The following is a 25,076-nucleotide window of genomic DNA, read 5'->3' as shown; positions in this document are numbered from 1 at the left end:
GTTGCCAAACTACCAAGAGTGTTGAGATAATTTTTCGTCTGATCTCGCACTATCGCTCATGAGGTTTCAGTTTAGGTCCCGCCGCTGATTTGATTGGCGGGGCGGGTTAACATTAACGAATTGTCTTAGTAATACCGAAAAACATGGCAGAGAAACGCAATATCTTTCTGGTTGGGCCTATGGGTGCCGGCAAAAGCACTATTGGCCGTCAGTTAGCTCAGCAACTCAATATGGAGTTCTTCGACTCCGATCAAGAAATTGAGCGACGTACCGGAGCTGACGTGGGCTGGGTATTCGACGTGGAAGGGGAAGAAGGTTTCCGCGATCGTGAAGAAAAAGTCATTAATGAACTGACGGAAAAACAAGGGATTGTGTTGGCGACCGGCGGCGGTTCGGTGAAGTCGCGCGAAACGCGCAACCGTCTGTCCGCGCGCGGCGTGGTGGTCTATCTTGAAACCACGATCGAGAAGCAGCTGGCTCGTACCCAGCGTGATAAAAAACGCCCGCTGCTGCAGGTTGATTCTCCGCCGCGTGAAGTGCTGGAAGCCTTGGCGAAAGAGCGCAATCCGTTGTATGAAGAGATTGCCGATGTCACCATCCGCACCGACGATCAGAGCGCTAAAGTGGTTGCCAACCAGATCATCAACATGCTGGAAAGCAACTGATTGCCGATTTTCGCGTTCGCCGTCGGCCAATGCGGAAAACTGATTTGTGTTCCCCGCTGTTGCGGGGATCAACCACCGCCGCACCATACAGAGAACTGAGCGCGACATGGAGAGAATTACTGTAACGCTTGGGGAGCGCAGCTACCCGATTACCATCGCCGCCGGATTGTTTAACGATCCGGCTTCTTTTATGCCGTTGAAGGCGGGTGAGCAAGCGATGTTGGTCACCAACCAGACCCTGGCGCCGCTTTATCTGGAGCGTGTCCGGCAGGTGCTGGAGCAGGGGGGCGTCGTGGTGGATCAGGTGATCCTTCCCGATGGTGAACAGTACAAATCTCTGGCGGTGTTGGAGCAGGTGTTTTCGGCGCTGCTTGAAAAACCGCACGGGCGCGATACCACGCTGATCGCCCTCGGCGGGGGCGTGGTCGGCGATCTGACCGGCTTCGCCGCCGCGTGCTACCAACGCGGCGTGCGCTTTATTCAGGTTCCCACCACGCTGTTGTCGCAGGTGGACTCCTCCGTAGGCGGCAAAACCGCCGTCAACCACCCGCTCGGCAAAAATATGATCGGCGCTTTCTATCAACCCGCTTCGGTGGTGGTTGATCTGGATTGCCTGAAAACGTTGCCGACGCGTGAACTCTCTTCCGGCCTGGCTGAAGTCATCAAATACGGGATCATCCTCGATCGCGAGTTCTTCGTCTGGTTGGAAAACAACATCGATGCGCTGATGGCGCTGGATATGCAGGCGTTGGCGTACTGTATCCGCCGCTGCTGCGAGCTGAAGGCCGAGGTCGTGGCCGCCGACGAACGCGAAAGCGGCCTGCGCGCCTTGCTGAATCTGGGCCATACTTACGGCCACGCCATCGAAGCCGAAATGGGCTACGGCGTATGGCTGCACGGCGAAGCGGTGGCTGCGGGCATGGTGATGGCGGCGGAAACCGCGCGCCGTCTCGGCCAGTTCTCGGTTGAAGATATCGAACGCATCAAAGCGCTGCTGCTGCGGGCCGGCTTGCCGGTCTGCGGGCCGCAGGAAATGACGCCGGAATCCTATCTGCCGCACATGCTGCGCGACAAGAAAGTGCTGGCGGGTGAACTGCGTCTGGTGCTGCCGACCGCGATAGGTGCGGCGGAAGTGCGCGGCGGCGTAGGGCATGAGCTGGTGTTGGCGTCGATCGCCGCCTGCCTGCCTGAGCAGCAGCGTAATTAAATCGGACTAAGTAACAGTGGCTTAGCCGCCATTTGCATCTATATTAATACAGTGAGCAGAGCACGACGGGTGTCGCTTTGCCATCATCGGGTTAATCTGCCCGTGCCACGGTAGGTCTACGGTGGTGGGCTTTTGCCTCTAGTTGGAGGGTTTCAGATGGACGAGTTTAAACCGGAAGACGATCTCAGACCTGATAGCAGCGATCGTCGTCCTACGCGTTCGCGCAAGCCGGCCGCCGCGCCGCGCTTCGCCGTTTCGCGCCAGCATTTGATGATCGGCATCGGCATTTTGGTGCTGTTGCTGCTGATTATCGGCATCGGTTCCGCCTTGAAGGCGCCGACCAAGCATGAAGCGGCTCAGGATAGCGGCGCGCAAAACGGCGCGGCCCGCGATATCAACCTGTCCGGTTCTTCGTCGCTGACCACCGCCAATAACGGCGTGCCGGGCGGCACCACGGATACCCATGACAACAACGGCGTGAGCGCGACTCAGCCGCAGCAACCGCAGAACGTCAGCGTTCCGCCGATCTCCGGCACGCCGACCGAAGCGCAAACTCAGCCTCAGCAGGGCGGTGCGCAGCAGCGCGTCGATCTGCCTGGCAACATGGCGGATGCGCTGTCGCAGCAGCAAGGGCAGGTGGATGCCGCGACCCAGGGCATGACCGGCGCAGCCTCGACGCTGCCGACCGCACCGGCGACGGTGATGAGCGGCGCCGCGGCGCGCGAAACGACTCGCCCTGTGCAGGGCACCGCGCAGCAACAGCATAAAACGCCGGCGAAAACCGCCGCCAAGCCGAGCGCGACGCAGCATAAATCACCGACCACGGTGTATACGCCGCCTGCCAAGCCGTCTTCTACCGCGAAAGCGGGAGCGGTTGCCAGCAGCGGCAGTTCGCTGCAGTCTGCGCCAGGCAGCCACTATACCTTGCAGCTGAGCAGCGCTTCGCGTTCCGATACGCTGAACGCCTACGCCAAACAGCAGAAGCTGCAGAACTACCTGGTGTACGCCACCAAGCGTGACGGCAAACCGTGGTACGTGCTGGTAAGCGGCAACTATGCGTCTTCCGCAGAAGCGAAGCGCGCCATTGCTTCGTTGCCGGCGGATGTGCAGGCGAAAAAACCGTGGGTCCGACCTGTACACCAAGTGCAGCAAGATCTTAAAAAATAAATCATTTAAATTTGTGCGCTGATGTGCTGTCTGAAACAGAGTACAATCCGCCGCTCTGAATTGTATAAGTAGCTAATTGACGGCATGAAGAAAAACCGCGCTTTTTTAAAATGGGCTGGTGGAAAATACCCGCTGGTAGATGAGATTCGTCGCCATCTGCCGGCGGGAGACTGCTTAATCGAGCCCTTCGTGGGTGCGGGATCCGTCTTTCTGAATACGGATTACGACGCCTACATTCTCGCCGACATCAATAGCGATCTTATCAACCTGTATAACATCGTTAAGCTGCGCACGGATGACTTCGTGCGCGATGCCCGCACGCTTTTCGCCGATGAATTCAATAACTCGGATCAGTTTTACCTGCTGCGAGAAGAGTTCAATACTAGCACCGAGCCTTACCGCCGGGCGCTGCTGTTCCTGTACCTGAACCGCCACTGCTATAACGGCCTGTGCCGCTATAACCTGCGCGGCGAGTTCAACGTGCCGTTTGGCCGGTACAAGAAACCGTACTTCCCGGAAGAAGAGCTCTACTGGTTTGCCGAAAAATCGCGCAATGCCACTTTTGTCTGCGAGCATTACCGCGATACCATGGCGAAGGCCGTGGCCGGCGCCGTGGTGTATTGCGATCCGCCTTATGCGCCGCTGTCGGCGACGGCGAATTTCACCGCCTACCACACCAACAGCTTCAGCATCGCCGATCAGCAGAGCCTGGCGCATCTGGCGCACCAGCTCTCGGTAGAGAGCCAGGTACCGGTATTGATCTCCAATCACGATACCGAGCTGACGCGCGACTGGTACCAGCATGCCGCGCTGTATGTGGTGAAAGCGCGCCGCACGATCAGCCGCAACATTCTCGGCCGCAGCAAAGTGAACGAGCTTTTGGCGCTGTATCGCTAAGCCGGGGGCATCCCGGCGCATAACAACTCGACCCTACGTTTGGAGAAGCGGATGAAAAAGTTTTTGATTGCCCCGTCCATTCTGTCGGCAGATTTTGCCCGGTTAGGTGAAGATACCGCCAACGTGCTGGCCGCAGGCGGCGACGTGGTGCACTTCGACGTGATGGACAACCACTACGTGCCCAATCTGACCATCGGCCCGATGGTGTGCGAAGCGCTGCGCAACTACGGCATTACCGCACCGATTGACGTGCACCTGATGGTCAAGCCGGTGGATCGCATCGTGCCTGATTTCGCCAAGGCCGGCGCGTCTTATATCTCTTTCCACCCCGAAGCTTCCGAGCATGTCGATCGCACCATTCAGCTGATCAAAGAGCACGGCTGTAAAGCCGGCCTGGTGTTCAACCCGGCCACGCCGCTGAGCTACCTCGATTACGTGATGGATAAAATCGACGTGATCCTGCTGATGTCGGTTAACCCGGGCTTCGGTGGCCAGTCGTTCATTCACGGCACTCTGGACAAGCTGCGCCAGGTGCGCAAGCTGATTGACGACAGCGGCCGCGATATCCGCCTGGAAGTCGACGGCGGGGTGAAGGTGGACAACATTGCCGAAATCGCCGCCGCGGGCGCCGATATGTTCGTCGCCGGTTCCGCCATCTTTGGCCAGCCGGACTACCGCAAGGTGATCGACGAGATGCGCAGCGAGCTGGCGAAGGTTACCCATGGCTGATTTCGGCGCGATCCGCGCATTGGCCTTCGATCTGGACGGCACGCTGGTCGACAGCGCGCCGGGTCTGGCAGCCGCCATCGATATGGCGCTGGAAGATACGGGCCTGCCGCAAGCGGGTGAAGAACGGGTCGGCACCTGGATCGGCAACGGCGCCGACGTGCTGGTGCAGCGCGCGCTGCGCTGGGCGGAAGCGGAAGGCACGCCGGAGCAGTGCAGCCGGCTGCGTGAACGCTTCGACCATTTCTACGCGCAGACCGTCGACAGCGGCAGCCGCCTGTTCCCGCAGGTGCAAGAGACGCTGGCCCGGCTGGCCGCGCACGGTTACCCGATGGCATTGGTGACCAACAAGCCGACGCCGTTCGTGGCACCGCTGCTGGCGGCGCTGGGCATTGGCGACTATTTCTCGCTGGTGATCGGCGGCGACGACGTGACGGAAAAGAAACCGCATCCGGCGCCGCTGTACCTGGTGCTCGGCAAGCTTGGGCTGCGGGCGCATGAACTGCTGTTCGTCGGCGACTCGCGCAACGATATTCAAGCCGCGCAGGGTGCCGGTTGCCCGAGCGTCGGCTTTACCTACGGTTATAACTACGGCGAATCGATCGCCCTGAGCCACCCCGATCGGGTGTTGGAGCGCTTCGCCGATTTGTTGCCCGCTCTTGGGCTGTCATCTTTAGAGAATCAGGAAATTTAAACATGAGTAAGCCCATCGTATTTAGCGGCGCGCAGCCGTCCGGCGAACTGACCATCGGCAACTACATGGGTGCGCTGCGTCAGTGGGTGCAGATGCAGGACGACTACGACTGCATCTACTGCATCGTCGATCTGCATGCCATCACCGTGCGCCAGGACGCCGAGAAGCTGCGCAAGGCCACGCTGGATACGCTGGCGCTGTACCTGGCCTGCGGTATCGATCCGGAAAAAAGCACCATCTTCGTGCAGTCGCACGTGCCTGAGCACACGCAGCTGAGCTGGGTGCTGAACTGTTACACCTATTTCGGCGAACTGAGCCGCATGACGCAGTTCAAGGACAAATCCGCGCGCTACGCGGAGAACATCAACGCCGGGCTGTTCAGCTATCCGGTGCTGATGGCGGCCGATATCCTGCTGTATCAAACCAATCAGGTGCCGGTGGGCGAAGACCAGAAACAGCACCTGGAACTGAGCCGCGACGTAGGCCAGCGTTTTAACGCGCTGTACGGCGACGTGTTCAAAGTGCCGGAGCCGTTCATTCCTAAATCCGGCGCGCGCGTCATGTCGCTGCAGGAGCCGACCAAGAAGATGTCCAAGTCGGACGACAACCGCAACAACGTGATCGGCCTGCTGGAAGATCCGAAAGCGGTGACCAAGAAGATCAAACGCGCAATGACCGACTCGGAAGAGCCGCCTGTCGTGCGTTACGACGTGGTCAACAAGGCGGGCGTCTCCAACCTGCTGGATATCCTCGCCGGCGTGACCGGCAAGAGCATCGCGCAGCTGGAAGCCGAGTTCGAGGGCCAGATGTACGGCCACCTGAAAGGCGCGGTGGCGGAAGCCGTCTCCGGCATGCTGGGTGAGCTGCAGGAGCGCTACCATCGCTTCCGCAACGACGAAGCCTATCTGCAGCAGGTGATGCGCGACGGCGCCGCCAAGGCCCGCGCGCGCGCGCAGGAAACCCTGGCGAAGGTCTATCAGGCCGTCGGTTTCGTACCGCCGCAGGCGTAACGCCGGCGCGAATAGAAAAAGCGGCCAAAGGCCGCTTTTTTTACGTCGGTATCACGCCATTTGCGCCAGGCCGGCGGGCGGTTCCTCGCTGGCGAACCAATTGAGCTTGCTGCGCAGGCTGACCACGCTGCCGACGATGATCAGGCTGGGGCTGGCGGCCTGCAGGGACAAGGCGCCCAGTTGGCCGAGCTCGCCTTCGATCACCCGCTGGCGGCAGGACGTGCCGTTTTCCACCAGCGCTACCGGTGTGGCGGCCGGCAAGCCGTGTGCGATCAGCTGGCGCTGGATCTCCGCTGCCTGCGTTAGCCCCATATAGAACACCAGCGTCTGCTGCCCGGCGGCCAGCGTCGCCCAGTCCAATCCGCCGTCGGCCTTGGCGTGGCCGGTCACCAGGCGCACGCTCTGCGCATGGTCGCGGTGGGTGAGCGGGATGCCGCTGTAGGCGGAACAGCCGGAGGCGGCGGTAATGCCCGGCACCACCGAGAACGGCACGTTGGCGTCCGCCAGCGTCTCCAGCTCTTCGCCGCCGCGGCCGAAGATAAAGGGATCGCCGCCCTTCAGGCGCACCACGCGTTTGCCTTGCAGCGCCTGCTGCAGCAGGATTTGGTTGATTTGCTCTTGCGGCACGCAGTGGTGGCCGGCGCGTTTGCCGACGAAGATGCGTTCGGCGTCGCGGCGCACCAGCGTCATGATCTCTTCGGAGACCAGCCGGTCGTAAACCACCACGTCAGCCTGCTGGATCTGCTGCAGCCCTTTCAGCGTCAGCAAGCCGGCATCGCCCGGCCCGGCGCCCACCAGCACCACTTCACCGCGATCTTCCGGCCGTTCGCTGAACAGCTGCTCGAGCTGGCGTTCGGCCAGCGCGGCGTCGTCGTTGGCCAGCGACTGCGCCAGCCGATCGTGGGCGAATAACCGTTCCCAGAAGCGACGGCGCGCGCCGAGGCTGCTGAAGCGTTGTTTTACCCGCTGCCGCAGCGAGCCGCCCAGCTGGGCCAGCTTGCCGAGGTGCTGCGGCAGCATCGCTTCCAGCTTCTCGCGCAGCAGCCGCGCCAGCACCGGCGCTTTGCCGCCGGAGGACACCGCCACCATGATCGGCGAACGGTCGATGATCGACGGCATGATAAAGCTGGCGCGTTTTGGATCGTCCACCACGTTGCAGAACACCCGCTGCTGGTTGGCGCACTGATACACCAGTGCGTTGACTTCCAGCCGGTCGGTAGCGGCGATCACCAGCCATTTTTCCGCCAGCAGGGCCGGGCTGAATTCGCCCTCGGCCAGCGTCAGCAGGCCTTTTTCAGCCCAGTGGTGGAACTGTGGGCTGAATGCCAGGGCGTTGACGGTCAGCGCCGCGCCGGCGTCCAGCAGCAGGCGCGCCTTGCGTTCGGCGATCTCGCCGCCGCCCACCAGCAGGCAGGCTTTGTGTTGCAGTTGGCAGAAAATCGGCAGGTAGTCCATCGGCACTCCTCGGGAGAATCAGTGTGGGGGCGAAATGCGCCCCCGAAAACTCAGGCGGTCTGACGTGCGGCGACTTTCGCCGCCTGCGGGCGTTCGGCGCGCGGCGTAGCGTACCAATACCCCAGGCCCATCAGCACCGAGCCGGACAGGATGTTGCCCAGCGTCACCCACAGCAGGTTGTGGCCAATGCCGGCGAGGGTGTAGGCCTCGCTGTGGTTGCCGAACCAGGAGAGGGCGAACAGCGTCATGTTGGCGACGGAGTGTTCGTAACCCGAGGCGATAAAGGCCAGCAGGCACCACCAGATGGCGATGAATTTGGCGGCGCCTTCGACGCGGATCGCCATCCAAATCGCCAGGCAGACCAGCCAGTTGCACAATACGCCCTTGAAGAACAGCACTTCGGCCGGCGCGGTGGTTTTCGCCAGCGCGGCGCTGTGCACCAGGCTGGTATCCACCGGCAGCAGGCTGCCGCCGCCGTAGTAATACATCAGCGCCACCAGCACCGAGCCGAGCAGGTTGCCGAGCCAGGTTTGCGGCAGCACCGCCCACATTTGGCTTTGGCGGATGGTGCCGGCCTTGACGCCGAGCGTCAGGAACATCGTATGGCCGGTGAACAGCTCGGAACCGGCGATGATCACCAGCGTCAGCGCGATGCCGAAGGTGGCGCCCATCACCAGCGGCCGCACGCTTGGGTCGACCAGGTTGCCGAGGGTGAAGATCAGGATGATGCCGAGGCCGACGTAGGCGCCCGCCATCGCCGAGCTGATCCAAAAGCCGAGCGGGCTCTCCTTCGCCAGGCGGACGATGCGCGCCGCGTTGGCGGCGCATTTGTTGATCGTGTCGGTAAACATGTTGCCTCCCGAAAGGTTATGCCGCGACTTGCACGATGCCGTCGACCACCCGGCTGGCGAAGCTGGCGACGGAACGGCTGTCGTCTTCCAGACAGTGGCCGTCGTACAGGCGGAAATGCTGTTTCTTCAGCGGGCTGGCGACCCACAGTTCGCCCTGATGCTCGGCGATCAGGCCGCGCGACAGCACGCTGGCCTGGGCGAACGGGTCGATATTGCTGATGGCGAACACCTGCTCGTCGGCATAGGGGCGGAACACCGCCACCTGCCGATCGCCGATCAGGGCGCACACGCCGGTGCCGGGCAGAATGTCGGCGACGGGACAAACGGTAATCCACTGGCTCATGCGTGGCTCTCCTCGGTATCGATCAGGGTGACGGGAATGCGCTCGTCAGGGCGCGCCGGGCGGTGCTGGTCGCGTTCGGCCACCACCTGCACGTTCGGATCGCGCAGCGGGCTGTTGACGAAGTGGGCGAAGCGCAGCTGCGTTTCCGGGTGCTCGACGGTCTCTTTCCACTCGCAGATCACCGCATCGCGCAGGCGGGCGATCTCCGCTTCCAGCTGGTCGTTGATGCCGAGCTTGTCGTCGATGATCACCTTGCGCAGGTAATCGATGCCGCCTTCCAGGCTCTCCAGCCACACCGAGGTGCGTTGCAGCTTATCGGCGGTGCGGATATAGAACATCATGAAGCGGTCGAGGTAGCGCACCAGGGTCTCGCGATCGAGGTCGGCGGCCAGCAGATCGGCGTGGCGCGGTTTCATGCCGCCGTTGCCGCAGACATATAGGTTCCAGCCGTTCTCGGTGGCGATGATGCCAACGTCCTTGCCCTGCGCTTCGGCGCATTCACGGGTACAGCCCGAGACGCCGAACTTCATTTTGTGCGGGGTGCGGATACCTTTGTAGCGATGCTCCAGCGTGACGCCGAAGCCGACGCTGTCGCCGACGCCGTAGCGGCACCAGGTGCTGCCGACGCAGGTTTTCGCCATGCGCAGCGCCTTGGCATACGCGTGGCCGGTTTCAAAGCCGGCGGCGAGCAGCTTGCGCCAGATGGCCGGCAGATCGTCTTTCTGCGCGCCGAACATGCCGATGCGCTGCGAACCGGTCATTTTGGTGTAGAGGTTGTACTCCTTGGCGATCTGGCCGATGGCCAGCAGGCCGTCCGGGGTGATTTCGCCGCCGGCGGAGCGCGGGATCACCGAGTAGGTGCCGTCTTTCTGGATATTGCCGAGGAAGTTGTCGTTGGTATCCTGCAGCGGCGTATGCTGCGGCTTGAGGATGTATTCGTTCCAGCAAGAAGCCAGCAGCGAGCCGACGGTCGGCTTACAGACTTCGCAGCCGTAGCCTTTGCCGTATTTGGCCAGCAGCGCCTCGAACGACTTGATGCCTTCGACGCGGATCAGGTGGAACAGCTCCTGGCGCGAATAGGCGAAGTGTTCGCACAGGTGATGGTTGACCTCGATGCCTTGCTTGCTCAGCTCGGCGTTCAACACCTGGGTGAGCAGCGGGATGCAGCCGCCGCAGCCGGTGCCGGCCTTGGTTTCGGCCTTCAGCGCCGCCACGGTGTGGCAGCCTTTGTTGACCGCCTGGATGATGTCGCCTTTGCTGACGTCGAAGCAGGAGCAGATCTGCGCGCTTTCCGGCAGCGAATCCACGCCGATGGCCGGTTTGCTGCCCGCATGAGCCGGCAGGATCAGGCCGTCCGGGTTTTCCGGCAGCTCGATGCCGTTCAACGCCAGCTGCAGCAGATTGCCGTAATCGCTGGTGTCGCCCACCAGCACCGCGCCGAGCAGGGTTTTGTTGTCGGCGCTGACCACGATGCGTTTGTAGACTTCTTTGCTTTCATCCAGATAAACGTAGCTGCGGGCGCCCTCGGTGCGGCCGTGAGCATCGCCGATGCCGCCGACGTCCACGCCCAGCAGCTTCAGCTTGGCGCTCATGTCGGCGCCCTGGAAGCCGTTTTCGCGGCCCAGCAGGTGATCGACGGCCACCTGCGCCATTTTGTAACCCGGGGCCACCAGGCCGAAGGTGCGATCGCGCCAGGCGGCGCACTCACCGATGGCGTAGACGTCCGGATCCGACGTCTGGCAGCTGTCGTTGATGGCGATGCCGCCGCGGCGGCCAATCTCCAGCCCGCATTGGCGCGCCAGCTTGTCCTGGGCGCGAATGCCGGTGGAGAACACGATGAAATCCACTTCCAGCAGGCTGCCGTCGGCGAAATGCATGGTTTTGCGCGCGGTGCCGCCGCCGTTGACGATCTCCTGGGTATTTTTGCCGGTGTGTACCTTGACGCCCATGCGCTCGATCTTGCGGCGCAGCTGGTCACCGCCCATCGGGTCGAGCTGTTCGGCCATCAGCATCGGGGCGAACTCGATCACGTGCGTTTCCACCCCCAGGCTTTTCAGCGCGCCGGCGGCTTCCAGCCCCAACAGCCCGCCGCCGACCACCGCACCGCGTTTGCTGCGGCGCGCGCAGGCTTCGATGGCGTTCAGGTCTTCGATGGTGCGGTAAACGAAGCAGTCCTGGCTATCCGAACCTTTAATCGGCGGGATCCACGGATAGGAACCGGTGGCCATGATCAGCTTGTCGTAATAGACGGTGCGGCCGGTGTTGGAGTGGATGACCTTCTCGTCGCGATTGATGGTGATGGCGCGCTCGCCGACCAGCACCTTCACGCCGTGTTTTTCGTAAAAGCCTTCGCGCACCAGCGACAGCTCTTCGGCGGTGTGGTGCGAGAAGTAGGAAGAGAGGTGCACGCGATCGTAAGCGATGCGCGGCTCTTCGCAAAATACGGTGATTTCGAACTGGTCTTTGTCTGCTTTATCCAACAGATCTTCGATGAACCGGTGGCCGACCATGCCATTGCCGACGACGGCAAGTTTGACTCTGCTCATTATTGCCTCAAAATTCTGGTTTCCTAGGCTTACCTTATCTCTCCCAATGGGCAATTTATTGATGCAAATCAATCACACCCTCATATACCTCTAACGTGGTATATGGATGATTTTTCACGTTTTTTGATAAGTTGCGGATTTTATTCACCTTTAGCTGAAGCGAGTCAGTTTGCATGCAAACTACCCCGCAGGGAGTAAACACAGGGGGTAGGCAGGCAACGGTGACTTTGTCAGCGCGATCCGCTGCCAGTATGATGAAGAAAACCAGCGCAACGGCAGAGGTGAAGGGTGGCGAAACGTCCATTGAAGTTTATCGATAACCTGCGTTTAAGCGGGCATGAAGGATTGTGGCAACTGGCGATTGAGCAGGGGCGCATCGCGCATCTGGTGCCGCAGCCGGAAGGGCAGGAGTGGCGCAGCGACGTGTTGGATGCGCAGGGCGGGCTGGCGCTGCCGGCGTTCGTCGAACCGCATATTCACCTGGATACCACGCAAACCGCCGGTCAGCCGGCTTGGAACCAGTCCGGCACGCTGTTCGAGGGCATTGAGCGCTGGGCCGAACGCAAAGCGTTGCTGACCCATGAAGATGTCAAACAGCGCGCCTGGCAAACGCTCAAGTGGCAGATCGCCAACGGCGTGCAGTATGTGCGCACCCACGTCGACGTTTCCGATCCCACGCTGACCGCGCTGCGCGCCATGCTGGAGGTGAAACAGGAGGTGGCGCCCTGGGTGACGCTGCAGATCGTCGCCTTCCCGCAGGAGGGGATCCTTTCCTACCCCAACGGCGAAGCGCTGCTTGAAGAGGCGCTGCGGCTGGGGGCCGACGTGGTGGGCGCCATTCCGCATTTCGAATTCACCCGCGAGTACGGCGTGGAATCGCTGCATAAGGCGTTTGCGCTGGCGCAAAAATACGATCGGCTGGTGGATGTGCACTGCGATGAGATCGACGACGAACAATCGCGCTTCGTCGAGACCGTGGCGGCGCTGGCGCTGAAGCTGGAGATGGGGGCGAAAGTCACCGCCAGCCACACCACGGCGATGCACTCTTACAACGGCGCTTACGCCTCGCGGCTGTTCCGCCTGCTGAAAATGTCCGGCATCAACTTCGTCGCCAATCCGCTGGTGAACATTCACCTGCAGGGCCGTTTCGACAGCTACCCGAAACGGCGCGGCGTAACGCGGGTGAAGGAGATGCTGGAGGCGCAGATCAACGTCTGCTTCGGCCACGACGACGTGTTCGATCCCTGGTATCCGCTCGGCACCGCCAACATGCTGCAGGTGCTGCATATGGGGCTGCACGTGTGCCAGCTGATGGGCTATGGCCAGATCGACGACGGGCTGAAGCTGATCACCAGCCACAGCGCGCGCACCCTTAACCTGAGCGACTACGGCCTGGCGGCCGGCAACAGCGCCAACCTGGTGATCCTGCCGGCGGAAAGCGGCTTCGACGCGGTGCGCCGCCAGACGCCGGTGCGCTACTCGATTCGCCAGGGGGCGGTGATCGCCGAAACGCGGCCGGCGGAAACCACGCTGCATCTGCAGCAGGATGAAACGGTGGATTTTCGGCGTTAAGGCGCAAAAAAAGGGCGCCTTGCGGGCGCCCCTGATGTCTTTGATGCGAAGAAATCAGTGCGTCACGTGGCCGTGGCTGCGGTGCTTGGTCACGAAGCCCAGCAGCAGGCACATCACGAACACCGCCAAATACAGGCCGTTGGCGGTGGTCAGCGCCGCGTGCGCGCCGCCTTTCGCCACGATCGGGCCGGTAACCACGAAGGTCAACATGGTGCCGATGGTGCCGCAGGTCAGGATAAAGTTGACCAGCTTCGGCGAGGAGACCTTGGTCTGCAGCGAGCCGAGGGTGATCAGCGTGGTGTAGATGGCGCTGGAAACGAAGCCCAGAGCCATGATGTAGTAGCCCAGGTGCTCCGGGTTGTCGGTGCTGACGAACAGGTACATCGCGCCGGTAGCCAGTGCGGCCAGCACGGTCACGATGCGCTGCAGATCGAAGAAGCGCAGGATGAAGCTGAACACCCACATGCCGACCATGTAAGAGGTCCAGAAGTCGCTCACCAGCTTACCGGCCTGGCCGATGTCCATGTTGAACGACTTGGTGGCGTACTCAGGCACCCACTGAATGAATCCCAGCTGGCCGAGGATGTAGCACAGCGCGGCGATCGACAGGAACAGCACGCCGATGCCCCATTTTTCTTTCTCGACCGGCTGGCCGGCGTCGGCGCCTTTCTTGCCCAGCACCGGGAATTCGGAGCACAGGGTCAGCACGAAGATCCCCACGTACAGCAGGCCGATGCAGGCATAAACCCAGTACCAGCCGATGTGGCGGGCCAGCAGCATCGCGGCGACGATCGGGAAGATCATCCCGGCCATGCTGAAGAAGGAGTCGGTGAACAACAGGCGCGAACCGCGCTGGCGGCCGGCATACATGTGGGTGATCAGGAAGGTGCCGATCGACATGGTGATACCGCTAACCACGCCGAGGATAAACATGCACAGCGAGAACATGGTCAGGCTCTTGCCGAGCATCAGCCCGGCGACCGCCAGCACCATCAGGACAAAGCCGAAGATCAGCTGACGCTTCAGCGGGATGATTTCCATCAGCCAGGCATTGAGGAAGATCGAAATCAAAATACCGGCGTTGAGGAAAGTAAAGGTGTTGCTCATGCTGGAAACCGGCAGGTTAAAGTACTCTGCAATGTTTCCCATCACCATCCCTGTGACGATCACTAAAGCACCGGTCAGCGCGTACGAAAAGAAGCTGATCCAGGTAAGCCGTATGCGGTTACTGTCATTCATTGTATAGGCCTGAATATGTCTGTTAGAGGTTTTAACGCTGGCATAAGGCCGCTGGCTTTTCCTGGCAAACGCAGAAAAAAGTCCCGATCAGGCCACCAGGGGGCGGATCCTAGCACAGACAACGGGATTTTTTGTGATGGCTGTCGATTTTTTGATGTAACCCATGAAGGGCTGGTGTGCATTATTGTGATCTATTTGCGTACCGTCACAACGGAATCACGGTTGACGATCGTCGGCTCAAACCGGTGCGCCGGGGTGGCGGGGTCGATCAACCTGCGCGCCGCGTATTGGGCCATCTCGCTGATGGGAAAATGTACGCTGCTCAACGCCGGGCGCACGAAAGGCGCGCGTTCGCCGCTGTCGTAGCAGATCAAGGAGATATCCTGCGGCACCCGCAGGCGGTGTTCGTTGATCGCCAGCAGCGCGCCGATCGCCATCTCTTCGTTGCAGCAGTAGATGGCGCTGGGCCGCGCGGCTTGCCGCAGCAGCCGATCGGCGCAGCGGTAACCGCTTTCCAGATCGTAGACGCCCTCCAGGCAGGCCACCGGCTCGATATTCGCCGCCTGCATCGCCTCTTCAAACCCCTGCAGCCGCAGGCGGCTCGACGGGCGTTCACGCGGGCCGCTGATACAGGCGATGCGCCGGTGCCCGGCATCGAGCAACTGCTGCGTCGCCATGCGGCTGGCGAGCGGGTGATCGAAGGTGACGCAGCGGTCTTCCAGCCCCGGTACCAGACGATCGAGCAATACGAAATCACGTTGCTCCGCCGCCAATTGGCGCAGCCGATCGTCGCTGAGAAAACGCACGTGCAGGATCACGCCGTCGCAGCGCAGGCTAAATAGCCGCTGCACCGCCTGCCATTCGTTTTCGGCGCTGTTGCGGCCCTGGGTCACCAGCAGCTGTTTGCCGTGGGATTCGGCCTCGGTCTGCACGAAGTCCATCAGCGCGCCGAAAAAGCCGCCGCGGTACGAGGTGGTGACCAGCCCAAGGGTATTGCTGTGGCTGGAGGCGAGCGCGCGGGCCGCCGGGTTGGGGGTGTAACCGAGCTGGGCAACGGCGCGTTCAACCTTCTCGCGGGTCGGCGCCTTGACGTTGCTGTCGCCATTCACCACGCGCGATACGGTGGCGCGCGAAACGCCCGCCAGCGCTGCGACATCTTCCAGTGTCACCATCGTCCCACTCCTGAATTACGGCTAAAAAAATGGGTTCGGCGCGCCGAACCCCTGTCTGGCTGCGTATAGCCGCTTACCTGAACTGCGGCAAATACGGCGCGTTTATCGTCAACACCTCTTCCAGCAGCGGCTGCGCCAGGTTGGCGTTGCCCACCAACGGGTTGGCGATCAGCGCCAGCAACCCGCTGCGGCGATCGCCGTGCACCGCCGCCTCGATGGTCAGGCGTTCGTAGGCTTTCACCTGCTGCGTCAGGGCCTGCATCGGCTCTGGCAGCGGGCCGAAGGTCAGCGGGTGCGCGCCCTGAGCATCAACGATACAGTTGATTTCTATCACAGCATCGTCCGGCAGGCCATGGATAGCGCCGCGGTTTGCGGTGTTGACCACTAATTGCGTGCCGAGATTATTATGGATAGCACGAATCAGCTCCAGCGCAACTTCGGAATAGAAAGAACCACCGCGGAAGCTGAGCTGCTCCGGTTTCGTGTTCAGCTGCGGATCGGCATACAGCTCGAACAGCTCTTTCTCCACCTGCATCACCTGCTCGGCGCGGGTGCCGCGCTCGCCGGCGGCGGCCATCTCTTCCGCCAGCATCTCGCGGGTCTGGTAAAAATAGCGGTGGTAGGGGCAGGGGATGGCGCCGAGCGCGCGCAGGAAGTCCGGCTGCCAGGGCTCTTCCTTGATGTTGTTCATGGTCAGCGCCGCGCCGTCGCACAGCATGTCGATCACCTTGGCGGTGACGTCGCGCCCCTGCTGCGTGACCTGATGCACCCAGACCATGTGGTTCAGGCCGGCGAAGCGCAGCTGCACGTCGGCGTAAGGCGCCTGCAGCATGTTGGCGATCATGTGATGCATGCTGATCGGCACGTTGCACAGGCCGATGATCTTCGCTTTGGTAAAGCGGGACACCGCCTCGGTGACGATACCGGCCGGGTTGGTGAAATTGATGATCCAGGCGTCCGGCGCCAGCGTTTCCACCCGGCGAGCGATGTCCAGCATCACCGGGATGGTGCGCAGCGCCTTGGCGAAGCCGCCGACGCCGGTGGTTTCCTGGCCGAGCAGCTGGTATTTCAGGCCCAGCCGTTCGTCGGCGGCGCGCGCCGGCAGTTGCCCGACGCGGAACTGGGTCAGCACGAAGGCGGCGCCGCGAATGGCGTCATCCAGCGCGAAGTGCACGCTGACCTTCACCTGCTCCAGCCCGTGGTGCGCCAGCATGCGGCGGGTCAGGGCGGCGATGGTTTCCACTTTTTGCCGGCCCGGTTCGACGTCCACCAGCGCCAGTTCGGTGACCGGCAGCTCCTCGATGCGCTGGATCAGCCCGTCCACCAGCTCGGGAGTGTAGCTGCTGCCGCCGCCGATCACGGCGATTTTAAGCGTGCTCATGGGCGGCCCTCCGTCTGCGACTGACGGCGATAGAGCTCGATCATGTCGTCGGCCAGATCCTGGATCACCATGGCGTTCATCAGATGATCCTGCGCATGCACGGTGATCAGGTTGATCGCCAGTTTGCCGCAGCCTTCGTCCAGGCCGATCAGCTCGGTCTGGATCAGGTGTGCTTTCTTCACCCACTCTTTGGACTCGGCCATGTGCTTGGCCGCGGCGGCGAAATCGCCGGCGCGCGCTTGCCGCAGCGCCGTCAACGCATTGCTGCGCGCGCTGCCGGAGAACACCAGCAGTTCCATGATGGTGCTTTCAAACTCGGGGCTGACTTCAGTCATCAGTTCACTCACGTCATTTCTCCAGGGGTTGCGCGGCGACGCCGCCGTGGGATGCTTCAGTATCCGCTCTTTTTATAATGAGAGCGCTCTCATTTATATAGAGTAACGGCAATGCGTGTGCAAACTGGGAGGCAGATCGCAAAAATCAACCCAGGGCGGCGCGGGGCAAAAAATGCGTGATGCGGTTGGCAAAAAAGCCTTCTGCGCCCATACTTTCCGCAGCAAAATTCAGGGCCGCCTAGGATATGTCCCGTAATTGGGTAAATATAGGTAAATGGCTGGTACTTGCCGATACAGCTCTTTAGAATCAAAGCGCTTTTCCGTTGTTTGTCTCTCAGAGAAAGGACCCGTTAATGTTCAAACGTACTTTAGTGACCTTCGTCGCGCTGTGTTCCCTCACAGCGATGGCGCCAGCCGCACTCGCCGCCGGTGAGACCCACGTCATGCTGACGACCTCGGCGGGGAATATCGAGTTGGCGCTCGACAGCCAGAAGGCACCGGTTTCCACCCAGAACTTCGTCGATTACGTGAACAGCGGGTACTACAACAACACCATTTTCCATCGCGTGATCCCTGGCTTTATGATCCAGGGCGGCGGTTTCACCGCTGACATGCAGCAAAAATCCACCAAGGCGCCGATCAAGAACGAAGCCGACAACGGCTTGCGCAACCTGCGCGGCACCATCTCGATGGCGCGCACCGCCGACAAGGACAGCGCCACCAGCCAGTTCTTCCTGAACGTGGCGGATAACGCCTTCCTGGATCACGGCCAGCGTGACTTCGGCTACGCGGTGTTCGGCAAAGTGGTGAAAGGCATGGACGTGGTGGACAAAATTGCCCAGGTGCCAACCGGCAACGTCGGCCCTTACCAGAATGTACCAACCAAACCGGTGGTGATTCTGTCGGCCAAGGTGCTGCCGTAAGTTTTTTGGCCGATCCCGTTGGGGTCGGCCGCTCCTTCCTCTCGAAGCCTTGCCTTCATCACTGTTTTCTCCCGCGCCTCATGCTCTAATCGGCAGACAATAATCAGACCGGAAATCCGGCGTTCGCCCTTTGTTGTCTCTGGATGAGTTGCTGCCATGTATGAATTTAACCAGGTGCTGTTGCTGTTGCAGCAGATGTGCGTCTATCTCGTTATCGCCTATCTGCTGAGCAAAACCCCGCTGTTCATCCCGCTGATGCAGGTGACCATCCGCCTGCCGCACAAGCTGCTGTGCTACGTGATCTTCTCGGTGTTCTGCATCATGGGCACCTATTTCGGGCTGCACATTCAGGATTCGATCGCCAACACCCGCGCGATAGGCGCGGTCCTGGGCGGTCTGCTGGGCGGGCCGTCGGTGGGCTTTCTGGTCGGGCTGACCGGCGGCCTGCACCGGTATACGCTCGGCGGCATGACCGATGTGGCCTGCGCGATCTCCACGGTGTCGGAAGGCCTGGTCGGCGGCATCGTACACAGCATCGCCATGCGCCGCGGGCGCATCGAGCTGCTGTTCAATCCGCTGTTTGTCGGCGGCGTGGCGCTGGTGGCGGAAGTGCTGCAGATGGCGATCATCCTGGCGGTGGCGCGCCCCTACGACGAAGCGTTGCAGCTGGTGGAGCACATCGCGCTGCCGATGATGATCGCCAATACCGTCGGCGCGGCGATGTTCATGCAAATCCTGCTGGATAGGCGCGCGATGTTCGAAAAATACACCAGCGCCTTCTCTTCCAAGGCGCTGAAGATCGCCGAGCGCACCGAGGGCATCCTGCGGCAGGGCTTCGATCAGGAGAACAGCATGAAGGTCGCCCGGGTGATCTATCAGGAGCTGGGCATCGGCGCGGTGGCGATCACCGATCGCGACAAGCTGCTGGCCTTTATCGGCATCGGCGACGATCACCACCTGCCGGGCACGCCGATCGCCTCGGTGCATTCGCATCGCGCCATCGACAACAACGAGGTGGTGTACGCCGACGGCAATCAGCTCTCTTACTGCTGCTCGATCAATCCGGCCTGCAAGCTGGGATCGACGCTGGTGATCCCGCTGCGCGGCGAAAATCAGCGGGTGATCGGCACCATCAAGCTGTATGAGCCGAAAAGCCAGCTGTTCAGCACCATCAACCGTACGCTGGGCGAAGGCATCGCCAGCCTGCTGTCGGCGCAGATCATAGCCGGACAGTACGAGCGCCACAAGCAGCTGCTGGCGCAGTCGGAGATCAAGCTGCTGCATGCGCAGGTCAATCCGCATTTCCTGTTCAATGCCTTGAATACTCTGGTGGCGGTGATCCGCCGCGATGGCGAACGCGCCTGCGATCTGGTGCAGTCTCTCTCGACCTTCTTTCGTAAAAACCTCAAACGCTCGGATGACGAAGTCAGCCTGGCGGACGAGATTGAACACGTGAACGCCTACCTGCAGATCGAGAAAGCGCGCTTCGCCGATCGGCTGGAGATCGCGGTATCGCTGCCGGAGGCGCTGTTGGCGGTGCGGCTGCCGGCGTTCTCGCTGCAGCCGATCGTCGAGAACGCCATCAAGCATGGCACCTCGCATCTGCTGGGCGTGGGCCGCATCGAAATCGGCGCCTGCTGCGAAGGGGAGCATCTGCTGCTGCAGGTGACGGACAACGCCGGGCTGTTCCAGCCGAAGCCGAACTGCAGCGGGCTGGGGATGAACCTGGTGGATAAACGCATTCGCGTGCGCTACGGCGAAGGCTATGGCGTGCAGGTGGATTGCCAGCCGGACGCCTACACCCGCATTACGCTCAATGTTCCCATGGAGAGGGCCGCCTGATGTTAAACGCACTGATTGTTGACGATGAACCTTCCGCGCGCGACAACCTGCGCCACCTGCTGGAAGCTGAAGCGGGGATCGCGATTATCGGCGAGTGCGCCAACGCCATTGAAGCCATCAGCCAGATCCACCGGCTGCAGCCGGACGTGGTGTTTCTCGATATCCAGATGCCGCGCATCAGCGGGCTGGAAATGGTCGGCATGCTGGATCCCAACCGCATGCCGCACATCGTGTTTCTGACCGCCTACGACGAATACGCGGTGCAGGCATTCGAGGAGCACGCCTTCGACTATCTGCTGAAGCCGGCGGAGCCGAAGCGGCTGAGCAAGACGCTGCAACGTCTGCGGCAGCGCAGTGCGCCGCAGGACATGGCGGCGCTGGAAGAGAGCGCCGGTTACCTGAAATACATTCCCTGCACCGGCCACAGCCGCATCTATCTGCTGCGCTTCGACGAAGTGCTGGCGATCCGCTCCAAACTGAGCGGGGTCTTCGTGGTGCGCAGCGACGGCATGGAGTGTTTCACCGAGCTGACGCTGCGCACGCTGGAAAGCCGTACGCCGCTGGTGCGCTGCCATCGGCAGTATCTGGTCAATCTGGAGCAGGTGCGCGAGATCCGCTTCGAAGAGGGCGGCGCGGCGGAGATGATCATGTCGGCAGGCGATCCGGTGCCGGTCAGCCGGCGCTATTTGAAAGCGCTGAAGGAGCAGTTGGGGCTGCGGGGGTGACTATGCCGGCGGCCACCGACGGCGAGTATGCACGATGGCCAATACGATGACGCGTTGAGCCGCCCATTCATAGACCAGCAAATAGGACGGGGAGATGACCAGCTCGCGCGTACCGCTATCCGCCCCGTTTTCCCGCTGGCGGGATGATGCACGAGGCGTGCCGCCGCGTCAGCGATTTTTGCATCATTTTCTGCGGCGGCGGCCGGATTTTTAAGTTCCAACCATTCATAAATCGCCAGACGATCGGCGATGGCGGGTTCCGTCCATGTCAGTTTCACAAAAGTCCTTTTGTGTTTTATCGCGTTGATTTGGCTCTGCGTTCGGCGAAATAAGCGGCCACCTCTTCATCGTCGGCGAATTTGCCTTCACGCAACGCCTTGCGGCTTACCTCGACCTTTTCCTTTAACCACTGGTTGTACTCTTCCTGTTGCGCCTGGCGGCGGACAAACTCGCGCATGAAATCACGCAGCAGTTGCGAAGCCGTGCGATCGGCGGCCTTTGCCGCGCTGGCGAAAGCGGTTTTTAACTCTTCATCCACGCGGATTACCACGGTAGATTCAGACATGGTATTTACCTCGTATATACAGCGTAATGCTCACTATAGCACTGGTGCTTTATTGTTCAAGCAAAGGCGCTTTGACGCTAAGCGCAATCTGAATTCATCAGGCCCCGACGGCGCCCTTTTTGTTTGTCCTTGACGGGGTTACGCGGCGCTTATAGCTTTATTGCATCCACAGGCGCGTTTCGCGCCGCGTCAGCGTCAAAGGAACAGAAAATGAGTGAACCACGGATTATCGCCAAAGCGATGAAAGACGGAAAACCGGAGCAGGATCTGGTGATTTTGCCGGCGTTGGCCAACCGCCACGGGCTGATCACCGGGGCAACCGGCACCGGCAAGACGGTGACGCTGCAGAAAATGGCCGAACAGTTCTCGCGCATCGGCGTGCCGGTGTTCCTGGCGGACGTGAAGGGCGATCTGTCCGGCATCGGCGCCGAGGGCGTGCCTTCCGAGAAACTGCAGGCGCGCCTGGCGGCGATCGGCGTCAGCGACTGGCAGCCGCAGGCCTGCACCATTATCCCGTGGGATATTTACGGTGAAAAGGGGCACCCGATCCGCGCCACGATTTCCGATCTCGGGCCGCTGCTGCTGGGGCGCCTGTTGGATCTGAACGAGGTGCAAAGCGGCGTGCTGCAGCTGGTGTTCAAGATCGCCGATGACAACGCGCTGCTGTTGCTGGACATGAAGGATTTGCGCACCATGCTGCAGTTCGTCGGCGACAACGCCAAACAATTCCAGACTCAGTACGGCAATATCTCTGCCGCGTCGATCGGCGCTATTCAGCGCGGGTTGCTGACGCTGGAAGAGCAGGGCGCTGACCAGTTCTTCGGCGAGCCGATGCTCGACATCAACGATCTGATGAAAACCGACGCCAACGGCCACGGCGTGATCAACCTGCTGGCGGCGGACAAGCTGATCAATCAGCCGAAGCTGTATTCGGTGTTCCTGCTGTGGCTGCTGGCTGAGCTGTTCGAGCACCTGCCGGAAGTGGGCGACCCTGAACAGCCGAAGCTGGTGTTCTTCTTCGATGAGGCGCACCTGCTGTTCAACGACGCGCCGGCGGCGCTGCTGACCAAGATCGAACAGGTGGTGCGCCTGATCCGCTCCAAAGGCGTCGGCATTTACTTTGTCACCCAGAACCCGCTGGACATCCCGGACAGCGTGCTGGGCCAGCTGGGTAACCGCGTGCAGCATGCGCTGCGCGCCTTCACGCCGCGCGATCAGAAGGCGGTGAAGACGGCGGCGCAAACCCTGCGCGCCAATCCGGCCTTCGATGCCGAAACGGCGATCACCGAGCTGGGCGTGGGTGAAGCGCTGGTGTCATTCCTCGACGAGAAGGGCCGGCCGAATGTGGTGGAGCGGGCGATGGTGATCGCGCCGGAATCCAAAATGGGCATGCTCGGCGCGGAAGGGCTGAACAGTGCGATCAACAAGTCGCCGCTGTATGGCCGCTATGAGGATATGATTGACCGCGAGTCCGCCTACGAGAAGCTGTCGTCGGGCGGTTTTGCCACCGTCGGCACCCCGCAGCAGGGGCAGCAACCGCAGGCGCAACAGCAACAACAGCAGGCGGGCGGCGGCCTGATGGACGGCCTGAACGAGCTGCTGTTCGGTTCCACCGGCCCGCGCGGCGGCAAGCGCGACGGCATCGTCCAGACCGCTGCCAAGAGCATGGCGCGCGATCTCGGCCGCCAGATCTTGCGCGGCGTGTTGGGCTCGATCACCGGCGGCCGTAAAAAGTAAGCGGAAATTATCGTCGGCAGCGGCGGGTTAAATCAGTACACTGTGGCGGCATTTTTCTCTGCCGGACCTAACATGCTGCTGCTGATCGATAACTACGACTCCTTTACCTATAACCTTTACCAGTACCTCTGCGAATTGGGCGCCGAGGTGCTGGTGAAGCGCAACGATGAGCTGCAGCTGGCCGATATCGAGCGGCTGGCGCCGCAGCATCTGGTGATTTCCCCTGGCCCCTGCACCCCGAACGAAGCGGGTATCTCGCTGGCCGCCATTCGTCATTTCGCCGGCAAGCTGCCGATCCTCGGCGTGTGCCTGGGGCACCAGGCGCTGGGGCAGGCGTTCGGCGCCGAGGTGGTGCGCGCCCGCGCGGTGATGCACGGCAAAACCTCGGCGATTCGTCATCTGGGCGTCGGCGTGTTTCGCGGCCTGAGCGATCCGCTGACCGTGACCCGCTATCACTCGCTGGTGCTGAAAGCCGATACGCTGCCGGACTGTTTTGAAGTGACCGCCTGGAGCGAACGCGACGGCGTGCGCGACGAGATCATGGGCATCCGCCACCGCACTTTGGCGCTGGAAGGCGTGCAGTTCCATCCGGAAAGCGTGCTCAGCGAGCAGGGCCACCAGCTGCTGGATAATTTCCTCCAGCGTTAATCCCGATGCGTTTTTTTCGCCCGCCAGGCGTTTTGCGTTTGCGCTTGATTGGTTTTTTATGCATATTTCGTGATTATGTTTTCAATCTGACATTACGATAGCGCTGAAAAACCTTCAGGGTGGAGCCGAAAATGACTGAAAAATCCGCAGTGAGCCGCAGCACCTTTGACCAAGTGATCCTGCCTGTTTATGCACCTGCCCAGTTTGTGCCGGTGCGCGGCCAAGGCAGCCGGGTCTGGGATCAACAGGGAAAAGAGTACATCGATTTTTCCGGCGGCATCGCGGTGACGGCGCTGGGGCACTGCCATCCGGCGCTGGTCGAGGCGCTCAAACGCCAGGGCGAAACCCTGTGGCATACCAGCAACGTCTTCACCAATGAACCTGCGCTGCGCCTGGCGAGCAAGCTGATCGACGCCACCTTCGCCGATCGGGTGTTCTTCGCCAACTCCGGCGCAGAGGCCAACGAGGCGGCGTTCAAACTGGCGCGTCATTACGCCATCACCCGCCACAGCCCCTACAAAACCAAAATCATCGCCTTCTATAACGCGTTTCACGGCCGCACGCTGTTCACCGTGTCGGTGGGCGGGCAGGCCAAATATTCCGACGGGTTCGGGCCGAAGCCGGCCGACATCGTGCACGTGCCGTTCAACGATTTGGCGGCGGTGAAGGCGGTGATGGACGACCACACCTGCGCGGTGGTGATGGAGCCGATTCAGGGCGAGGGCGGCATTACGCCGGTCGATGCCGGCTTCCTCAAAGGCGTGCGCGAGCTGTGCGACCAACATCAGGCGCTGCTGGTGTTCGACGAAGTGCAAAGCGGCATGGGGCGCAGCGGCAAACTGTTCGCCTATATGCATTATGGCGTGACGCCGGACATTCTCACCACCGCCAAGGCGCTGGGCGGCGGTTTCCCGGTCAGCGCCATGCTGACTACCGAAGAGATCGCGTCGGTGATGCAGGTGGGCAGCCACGGCACCACCTATGGCGGCAACCCGCTGGCCTGCGCGGTGGCGGAGGCAGCGCTGGACGTGATCAATACGCCGGAGGTGCTGAGCGGCATCGAGCAGCGTCATGCGCTGTATGTGCAGGCTTTGCAGCATATCGGCGATAAATACGGTATTTTCACCGCGATTCGCGGCATGGGGTTGCTGATTGGCGCCGAGCTGACGCCGCATTATCACGGCAGAGCGCGCGACTTCCTCACCGCCGCCGCCGCGCGCGGGTTGATGATCCTCAACGCCGGGCCGAACGTGATCCGTTTCGCGCCGTCGCTGGTGGTGGAGCTGCAGGATATCGAGGCCGGCATGGCGCTGTTCGAGCTGGCGGTGCAGGATGTGATCAACGCCTGACGCCCGCGCGGTATATAACGGGGCGCG

General features: G+C 61.4%; 24 protein-coding genes. 14 read left to right on the top strand and 10 right to left on the bottom strand.

Annotated features, from left to right (window positions below; all coding sequences use genetic code 11):
- The first annotated feature begins 143 nt into the window (after positions 1–143).
- The 7 genes from aroK to trpS all read left to right on the top strand — a co-directional run bounded on the left by aroK (position 144) and on the right by trpS (position 6,366).
- Positions 144–665 (top strand): shikimate kinase AroK, encoded by a 522-nt coding sequence (gene aroK / locus ACJ8HH_RS20835; RefSeq protein WP_004391482.1) that lies wholly within the window; start codon positions 144–146, stop codon positions 663–665.
- Positions 666–771: 106 nt separating this feature from the next.
- Positions 772–1,872, top strand: coding sequence for a 3-dehydroquinate synthase (gene aroB, locus ACJ8HH_RS20830; protein ID WP_033636299.1), 1,101 nt, complete (start codon positions 772–774; stop codon positions 1,870–1,872).
- A gap of 156 nt (positions 1,873–2,028) precedes the next feature.
- Positions 2,029–3,039: an SPOR domain-containing protein gene (locus ACJ8HH_RS20825; RefSeq protein WP_033636298.1), complete on the top strand. Its 1,011-nt coding sequence runs from the start codon at positions 2,029–2,031 to the stop codon at positions 3,037–3,039.
- Positions 3,040–3,123: 84 nt separating this feature from the next.
- Complete coding sequence (dam, locus tag ACJ8HH_RS20820) at positions 3,124–3,936, top strand: adenine-specific DNA-methyltransferase (protein WP_004930319.1); 813 nt, start codon at positions 3,124–3,126, stop codon at positions 3,934–3,936.
- A 51-nt stretch (positions 3,937–3,987) separates the two neighbouring features.
- Positions 3,988–4,665 (top strand): ribulose-phosphate 3-epimerase, encoded by a 678-nt coding sequence (rpe, locus tag ACJ8HH_RS20815; protein WP_004930320.1) that lies wholly within the window; start codon positions 3,988–3,990, stop codon positions 4,663–4,665.
- Positions 4,658–5,356 (top strand): phosphoglycolate phosphatase, encoded by a 699-nt coding sequence (locus ACJ8HH_RS20810; protein ID WP_060388415.1) that lies wholly within the window; start codon positions 4,658–4,660, stop codon positions 5,354–5,356. The genes rpe and ACJ8HH_RS20810 overlap by 8 nt, the downstream gene beginning before the upstream one ends.
- A 2-nt stretch (positions 5,357–5,358) precedes the next feature.
- Positions 5,359–6,366 (top strand): tryptophan--tRNA ligase, encoded by a 1,008-nt coding sequence (gene trpS, locus ACJ8HH_RS20805; protein WP_025304534.1) that lies wholly within the window; start codon positions 5,359–5,361, stop codon positions 6,364–6,366.
- A 51-nt stretch (positions 6,367–6,417) separates the two neighbouring features.
- Here the strand turns inward: trpS and cysG are convergent, their stop codons facing one another.
- From cysG to nirB, 4 genes are read right to left on the bottom strand one after another with little or no spacing between them, the layout of a single operon-like run.
- A complete protein-coding gene (gene cysG, locus ACJ8HH_RS20800) occupies positions 6,418–7,821 on the bottom strand; it encodes a siroheme synthase CysG (RefSeq protein WP_033654856.1) in 1,404 nt (467 codons plus the stop codon).
- Positions 7,822–7,871: 50 nt separating this feature from the next.
- Complete coding sequence (gene nirC / locus ACJ8HH_RS20795) at positions 7,872–8,672, bottom strand: nitrite transporter NirC (RefSeq protein WP_060452086.1); 801 nt, start codon at positions 8,670–8,672, stop codon at positions 7,872–7,874.
- 16 nt (positions 8,673–8,688) lie between these two features.
- Positions 8,689–9,015, bottom strand: coding sequence for a nitrite reductase small subunit NirD (nirD, locus tag ACJ8HH_RS20790; RefSeq protein ID WP_019456155.1), 327 nt, complete (start codon positions 9,013–9,015; stop codon positions 8,689–8,691).
- Positions 9,012–11,561: a nitrite reductase large subunit NirB gene (gene nirB, locus ACJ8HH_RS20785; RefSeq protein ID WP_033636292.1), complete on the bottom strand. Its 2,550-nt coding sequence runs from the start codon at positions 11,559–11,561 to the stop codon at positions 9,012–9,014. Before nirB ends, nirD begins: the two co-directional genes overlap by 4 nt.
- Before the next feature lie 303 nt (positions 11,562–11,864).
- Between nirB and ACJ8HH_RS20780 the strand changes: the two genes are divergently transcribed.
- Entirely contained in the window at positions 11,865–13,133 is a 1,269-nt protein-coding gene (locus ACJ8HH_RS20780) for a cytosine deaminase (RefSeq protein ID WP_033649318.1), read from the top strand.
- 54 nt (positions 13,134–13,187) lie between these two features.
- On the opposite strand, the gene tsgA is transcribed toward ACJ8HH_RS20780, so the two are convergent.
- The 4 genes from tsgA to ACJ8HH_RS20760 form a co-directional block, all read right to left on the bottom strand.
- Complete coding sequence (gene tsgA, locus ACJ8HH_RS20775; RefSeq protein WP_033636290.1) at positions 13,188–14,372, bottom strand: MFS transporter TsgA; 1,185 nt, start codon at positions 14,370–14,372, stop codon at positions 13,188–13,190.
- Positions 14,373–14,563: 191 nt separating this feature from the next.
- A complete protein-coding gene (locus ACJ8HH_RS20770; RefSeq protein ID WP_039569200.1) occupies positions 14,564–15,544 on the bottom strand; it encodes a LacI family DNA-binding transcriptional regulator in 981 nt (326 codons plus the stop codon).
- Between the two features lie 73 nt (positions 15,545–15,617).
- The gene (locus ACJ8HH_RS20765) at positions 15,618–16,925 is read right to left on the bottom strand and encodes a 6-phospho-beta-glucosidase (protein WP_060452087.1); all 1,308 of its coding nucleotides are present in this window, start codon (positions 16,923–16,925) and stop codon (positions 15,618–15,620) included.
- Complete coding sequence (locus ACJ8HH_RS20760) at positions 16,922–17,260, bottom strand: PTS lactose/cellobiose transporter subunit IIA (RefSeq protein WP_033638609.1); 339 nt, start codon at positions 17,258–17,260, stop codon at positions 16,922–16,924. Before ACJ8HH_RS20760 ends, ACJ8HH_RS20765 begins: the two co-directional genes overlap by 4 nt.
- A 353-nt stretch (positions 17,261–17,613) precedes the next feature.
- Here ACJ8HH_RS20760 and ppiA point away from each other — a divergent pair, with 353 nt between their 5' ends.
- The 3 genes from ppiA (at position 17,614) to btsR (ending at position 20,750) form a co-directional block, all read left to right on the top strand.
- Positions 17,614–18,183, top strand: coding sequence for a peptidylprolyl isomerase A (gene ppiA, locus ACJ8HH_RS20755; RefSeq protein ID WP_033636286.1), 570 nt, complete (start codon positions 17,614–17,616; stop codon positions 18,181–18,183).
- 156 nt (positions 18,184–18,339) lie between these two features.
- Positions 18,340–20,025 (top strand): sensor histidine kinase, encoded by a 1,686-nt coding sequence (locus ACJ8HH_RS20750; RefSeq protein WP_060452088.1) that lies wholly within the window; start codon positions 18,340–18,342, stop codon positions 20,023–20,025.
- Positions 20,025–20,750 (top strand): two-component system response regulator BtsR, encoded by a 726-nt coding sequence (gene btsR / locus ACJ8HH_RS20745; protein ID WP_060452089.1) that lies wholly within the window; start codon positions 20,025–20,027, stop codon positions 20,748–20,750. Before ACJ8HH_RS20750 ends, btsR begins: the two co-directional genes overlap by 1 nt.
- On the opposite strand, the gene ACJ8HH_RS20740 is transcribed toward btsR, so the two are convergent.
- Both ACJ8HH_RS20740 and ACJ8HH_RS20735 read right to left on the bottom strand, forming a co-directional pair.
- The gene (locus tag ACJ8HH_RS20740) at positions 20,708–21,028 is read right to left on the bottom strand and encodes a type II toxin-antitoxin system RelE/ParE family toxin (protein WP_225845547.1); all 321 of its coding nucleotides are present in this window, start codon (positions 21,026–21,028) and stop codon (positions 20,708–20,710) included. The genes btsR and ACJ8HH_RS20740 overlap by 43 nt on opposite strands.
- A gap of 17 nt (positions 21,029–21,045) precedes the next feature.
- Entirely contained in the window at positions 21,046–21,315 is a 270-nt protein-coding gene (locus tag ACJ8HH_RS20735) for a hypothetical protein (RefSeq protein ID WP_043148391.1), read from the bottom strand.
- Between the two features lie 210 nt (positions 21,316–21,525).
- On the opposite strand from ACJ8HH_RS20735, the gene ACJ8HH_RS20730 reads away from it, so the two are divergent.
- From ACJ8HH_RS20730 to argD, 3 genes are all read left to right on the top strand, one after another.
- A complete protein-coding gene (locus tag ACJ8HH_RS20730) occupies positions 21,526–23,052 on the top strand; it encodes a helicase HerA-like domain-containing protein (protein WP_039569209.1) in 1,527 nt (508 codons plus the stop codon).
- Between the two features lie 72 nt (positions 23,053–23,124).
- Entirely contained in the window at positions 23,125–23,700 is a 576-nt protein-coding gene (locus ACJ8HH_RS20725; RefSeq protein WP_060452090.1) for an aminodeoxychorismate synthase component II, read from the top strand.
- A gap of 131 nt (positions 23,701–23,831) precedes the next feature.
- Positions 23,832–25,049, top strand: coding sequence for a bifunctional acetylornithine/succinyldiaminopimelate transaminase (argD, locus tag ACJ8HH_RS20720; protein ID WP_060452091.1), 1,218 nt, complete (start codon positions 23,832–23,834; stop codon positions 25,047–25,049).
- Positions 25,050–25,076 lie beyond the last annotated feature (27 nt).

It is taken from the genome of Serratia sp. CY32780 (genome assembly GCF_052169135.1).
Taxonomy (GTDB): domain Bacteria; phylum Pseudomonadota; class Gammaproteobacteria; order Enterobacterales; family Enterobacteriaceae; genus Serratia; species Serratia sarumanii.
Note: the sequence above shows the minus strand (reverse complement) of the source record. Positions and strands in the feature narration are given on the sequence as shown.

Bases quoted from the DNA above. Each gene is read 5' to 3' on its own strand.
- aroK (WP_004391482.1), top strand. From the start codon at position 144: ATGGCAGAGAAACGCAATATCTTTCTGGTTGGGCCTATGGGTGCCGGC.
- aroB (WP_033636299.1), top strand. From the start codon at position 772: ATGGAGAGAATTACTGTAACGCTTGGGGAGCGCAGCTACCCGATTACC.
- ACJ8HH_RS20825 (WP_033636298.1), top strand. From the start codon at position 2,029: ATGGACGAGTTTAAACCGGAAGACGATCTCAGACCTGATAGCAGCGAT.
- dam (WP_004930319.1), top strand. From the start codon at position 3,124: ATGAAGAAAAACCGCGCTTTTTTAAAATGGGCTGGTGGAAAATACCCG.
- rpe (WP_004930320.1), top strand. From the start codon at position 3,988: ATGAAAAAGTTTTTGATTGCCCCGTCCATTCTGTCGGCAGATTTTGCC.
- ACJ8HH_RS20810 (WP_060388415.1), top strand. From the start codon at position 4,658: ATGGCTGATTTCGGCGCGATCCGCGCATTGGCCTTCGATCTGGACGGC.
- trpS (WP_025304534.1), top strand. From the start codon at position 5,359: ATGAGTAAGCCCATCGTATTTAGCGGCGCGCAGCCGTCCGGCGAACTG.
- cysG (WP_033654856.1), bottom strand. From the start codon at position 7,821: ATGGACTACCTGCCGATTTTCTGCCAACTGCAACACAAAGCCTGCCTG.
- nirC (WP_060452086.1), bottom strand. From the start codon at position 8,672: ATGTTTACCGACACGATCAACAAATGCGCCGCCAACGCGGCGCGCATC.
- nirD (WP_019456155.1), bottom strand. From the start codon at position 9,015: ATGAGCCAGTGGATTACCGTTTGTCCCGTCGCCGACATTCTGCCCGGC.
- nirB (WP_033636292.1), bottom strand. From the start codon at position 11,561: ATGAGCAGAGTCAAACTTGCCGTCGTCGGCAATGGCATGGTCGGCCAC.
- tsgA (WP_033636290.1), bottom strand. From the start codon at position 14,372: ATGAATGACAGTAACCGCATACGGCTTACCTGGATCAGCTTCTTTTCG.
- ACJ8HH_RS20770 (WP_039569200.1), bottom strand. From the start codon at position 15,544: ATGGTGACACTGGAAGATGTCGCAGCGCTGGCGGGCGTTTCGCGCGCC.
- ACJ8HH_RS20765 (WP_060452087.1), bottom strand. From the start codon at position 16,925: ATGAGCACGCTTAAAATCGCCGTGATCGGCGGCGGCAGCAGCTACACT.
- ACJ8HH_RS20760 (WP_033638609.1), bottom strand. From the start codon at position 17,260: ATGACTGAAGTCAGCCCCGAGTTTGAAAGCACCATCATGGAACTGCTG.
- ppiA (WP_033636286.1), top strand. From the start codon at position 17,614: ATGTTCAAACGTACTTTAGTGACCTTCGTCGCGCTGTGTTCCCTCACA.
- ACJ8HH_RS20750 (WP_060452088.1), top strand. From the start codon at position 18,340: ATGTATGAATTTAACCAGGTGCTGTTGCTGTTGCAGCAGATGTGCGTC.
- btsR (WP_060452089.1), top strand. From the start codon at position 20,025: ATGTTAAACGCACTGATTGTTGACGATGAACCTTCCGCGCGCGACAAC.
- ACJ8HH_RS20735 (WP_043148391.1), bottom strand. From the start codon at position 21,315: ATGTCTGAATCTACCGTGGTAATCCGCGTGGATGAAGAGTTAAAAACC.
- ACJ8HH_RS20730 (WP_039569209.1), top strand. From the start codon at position 21,526: ATGAGTGAACCACGGATTATCGCCAAAGCGATGAAAGACGGAAAACCG.
- ACJ8HH_RS20725 (WP_060452090.1), top strand. From the start codon at position 23,125: ATGCTGCTGCTGATCGATAACTACGACTCCTTTACCTATAACCTTTAC.
- argD (WP_060452091.1), top strand. From the start codon at position 23,832: ATGACTGAAAAATCCGCAGTGAGCCGCAGCACCTTTGACCAAGTGATC.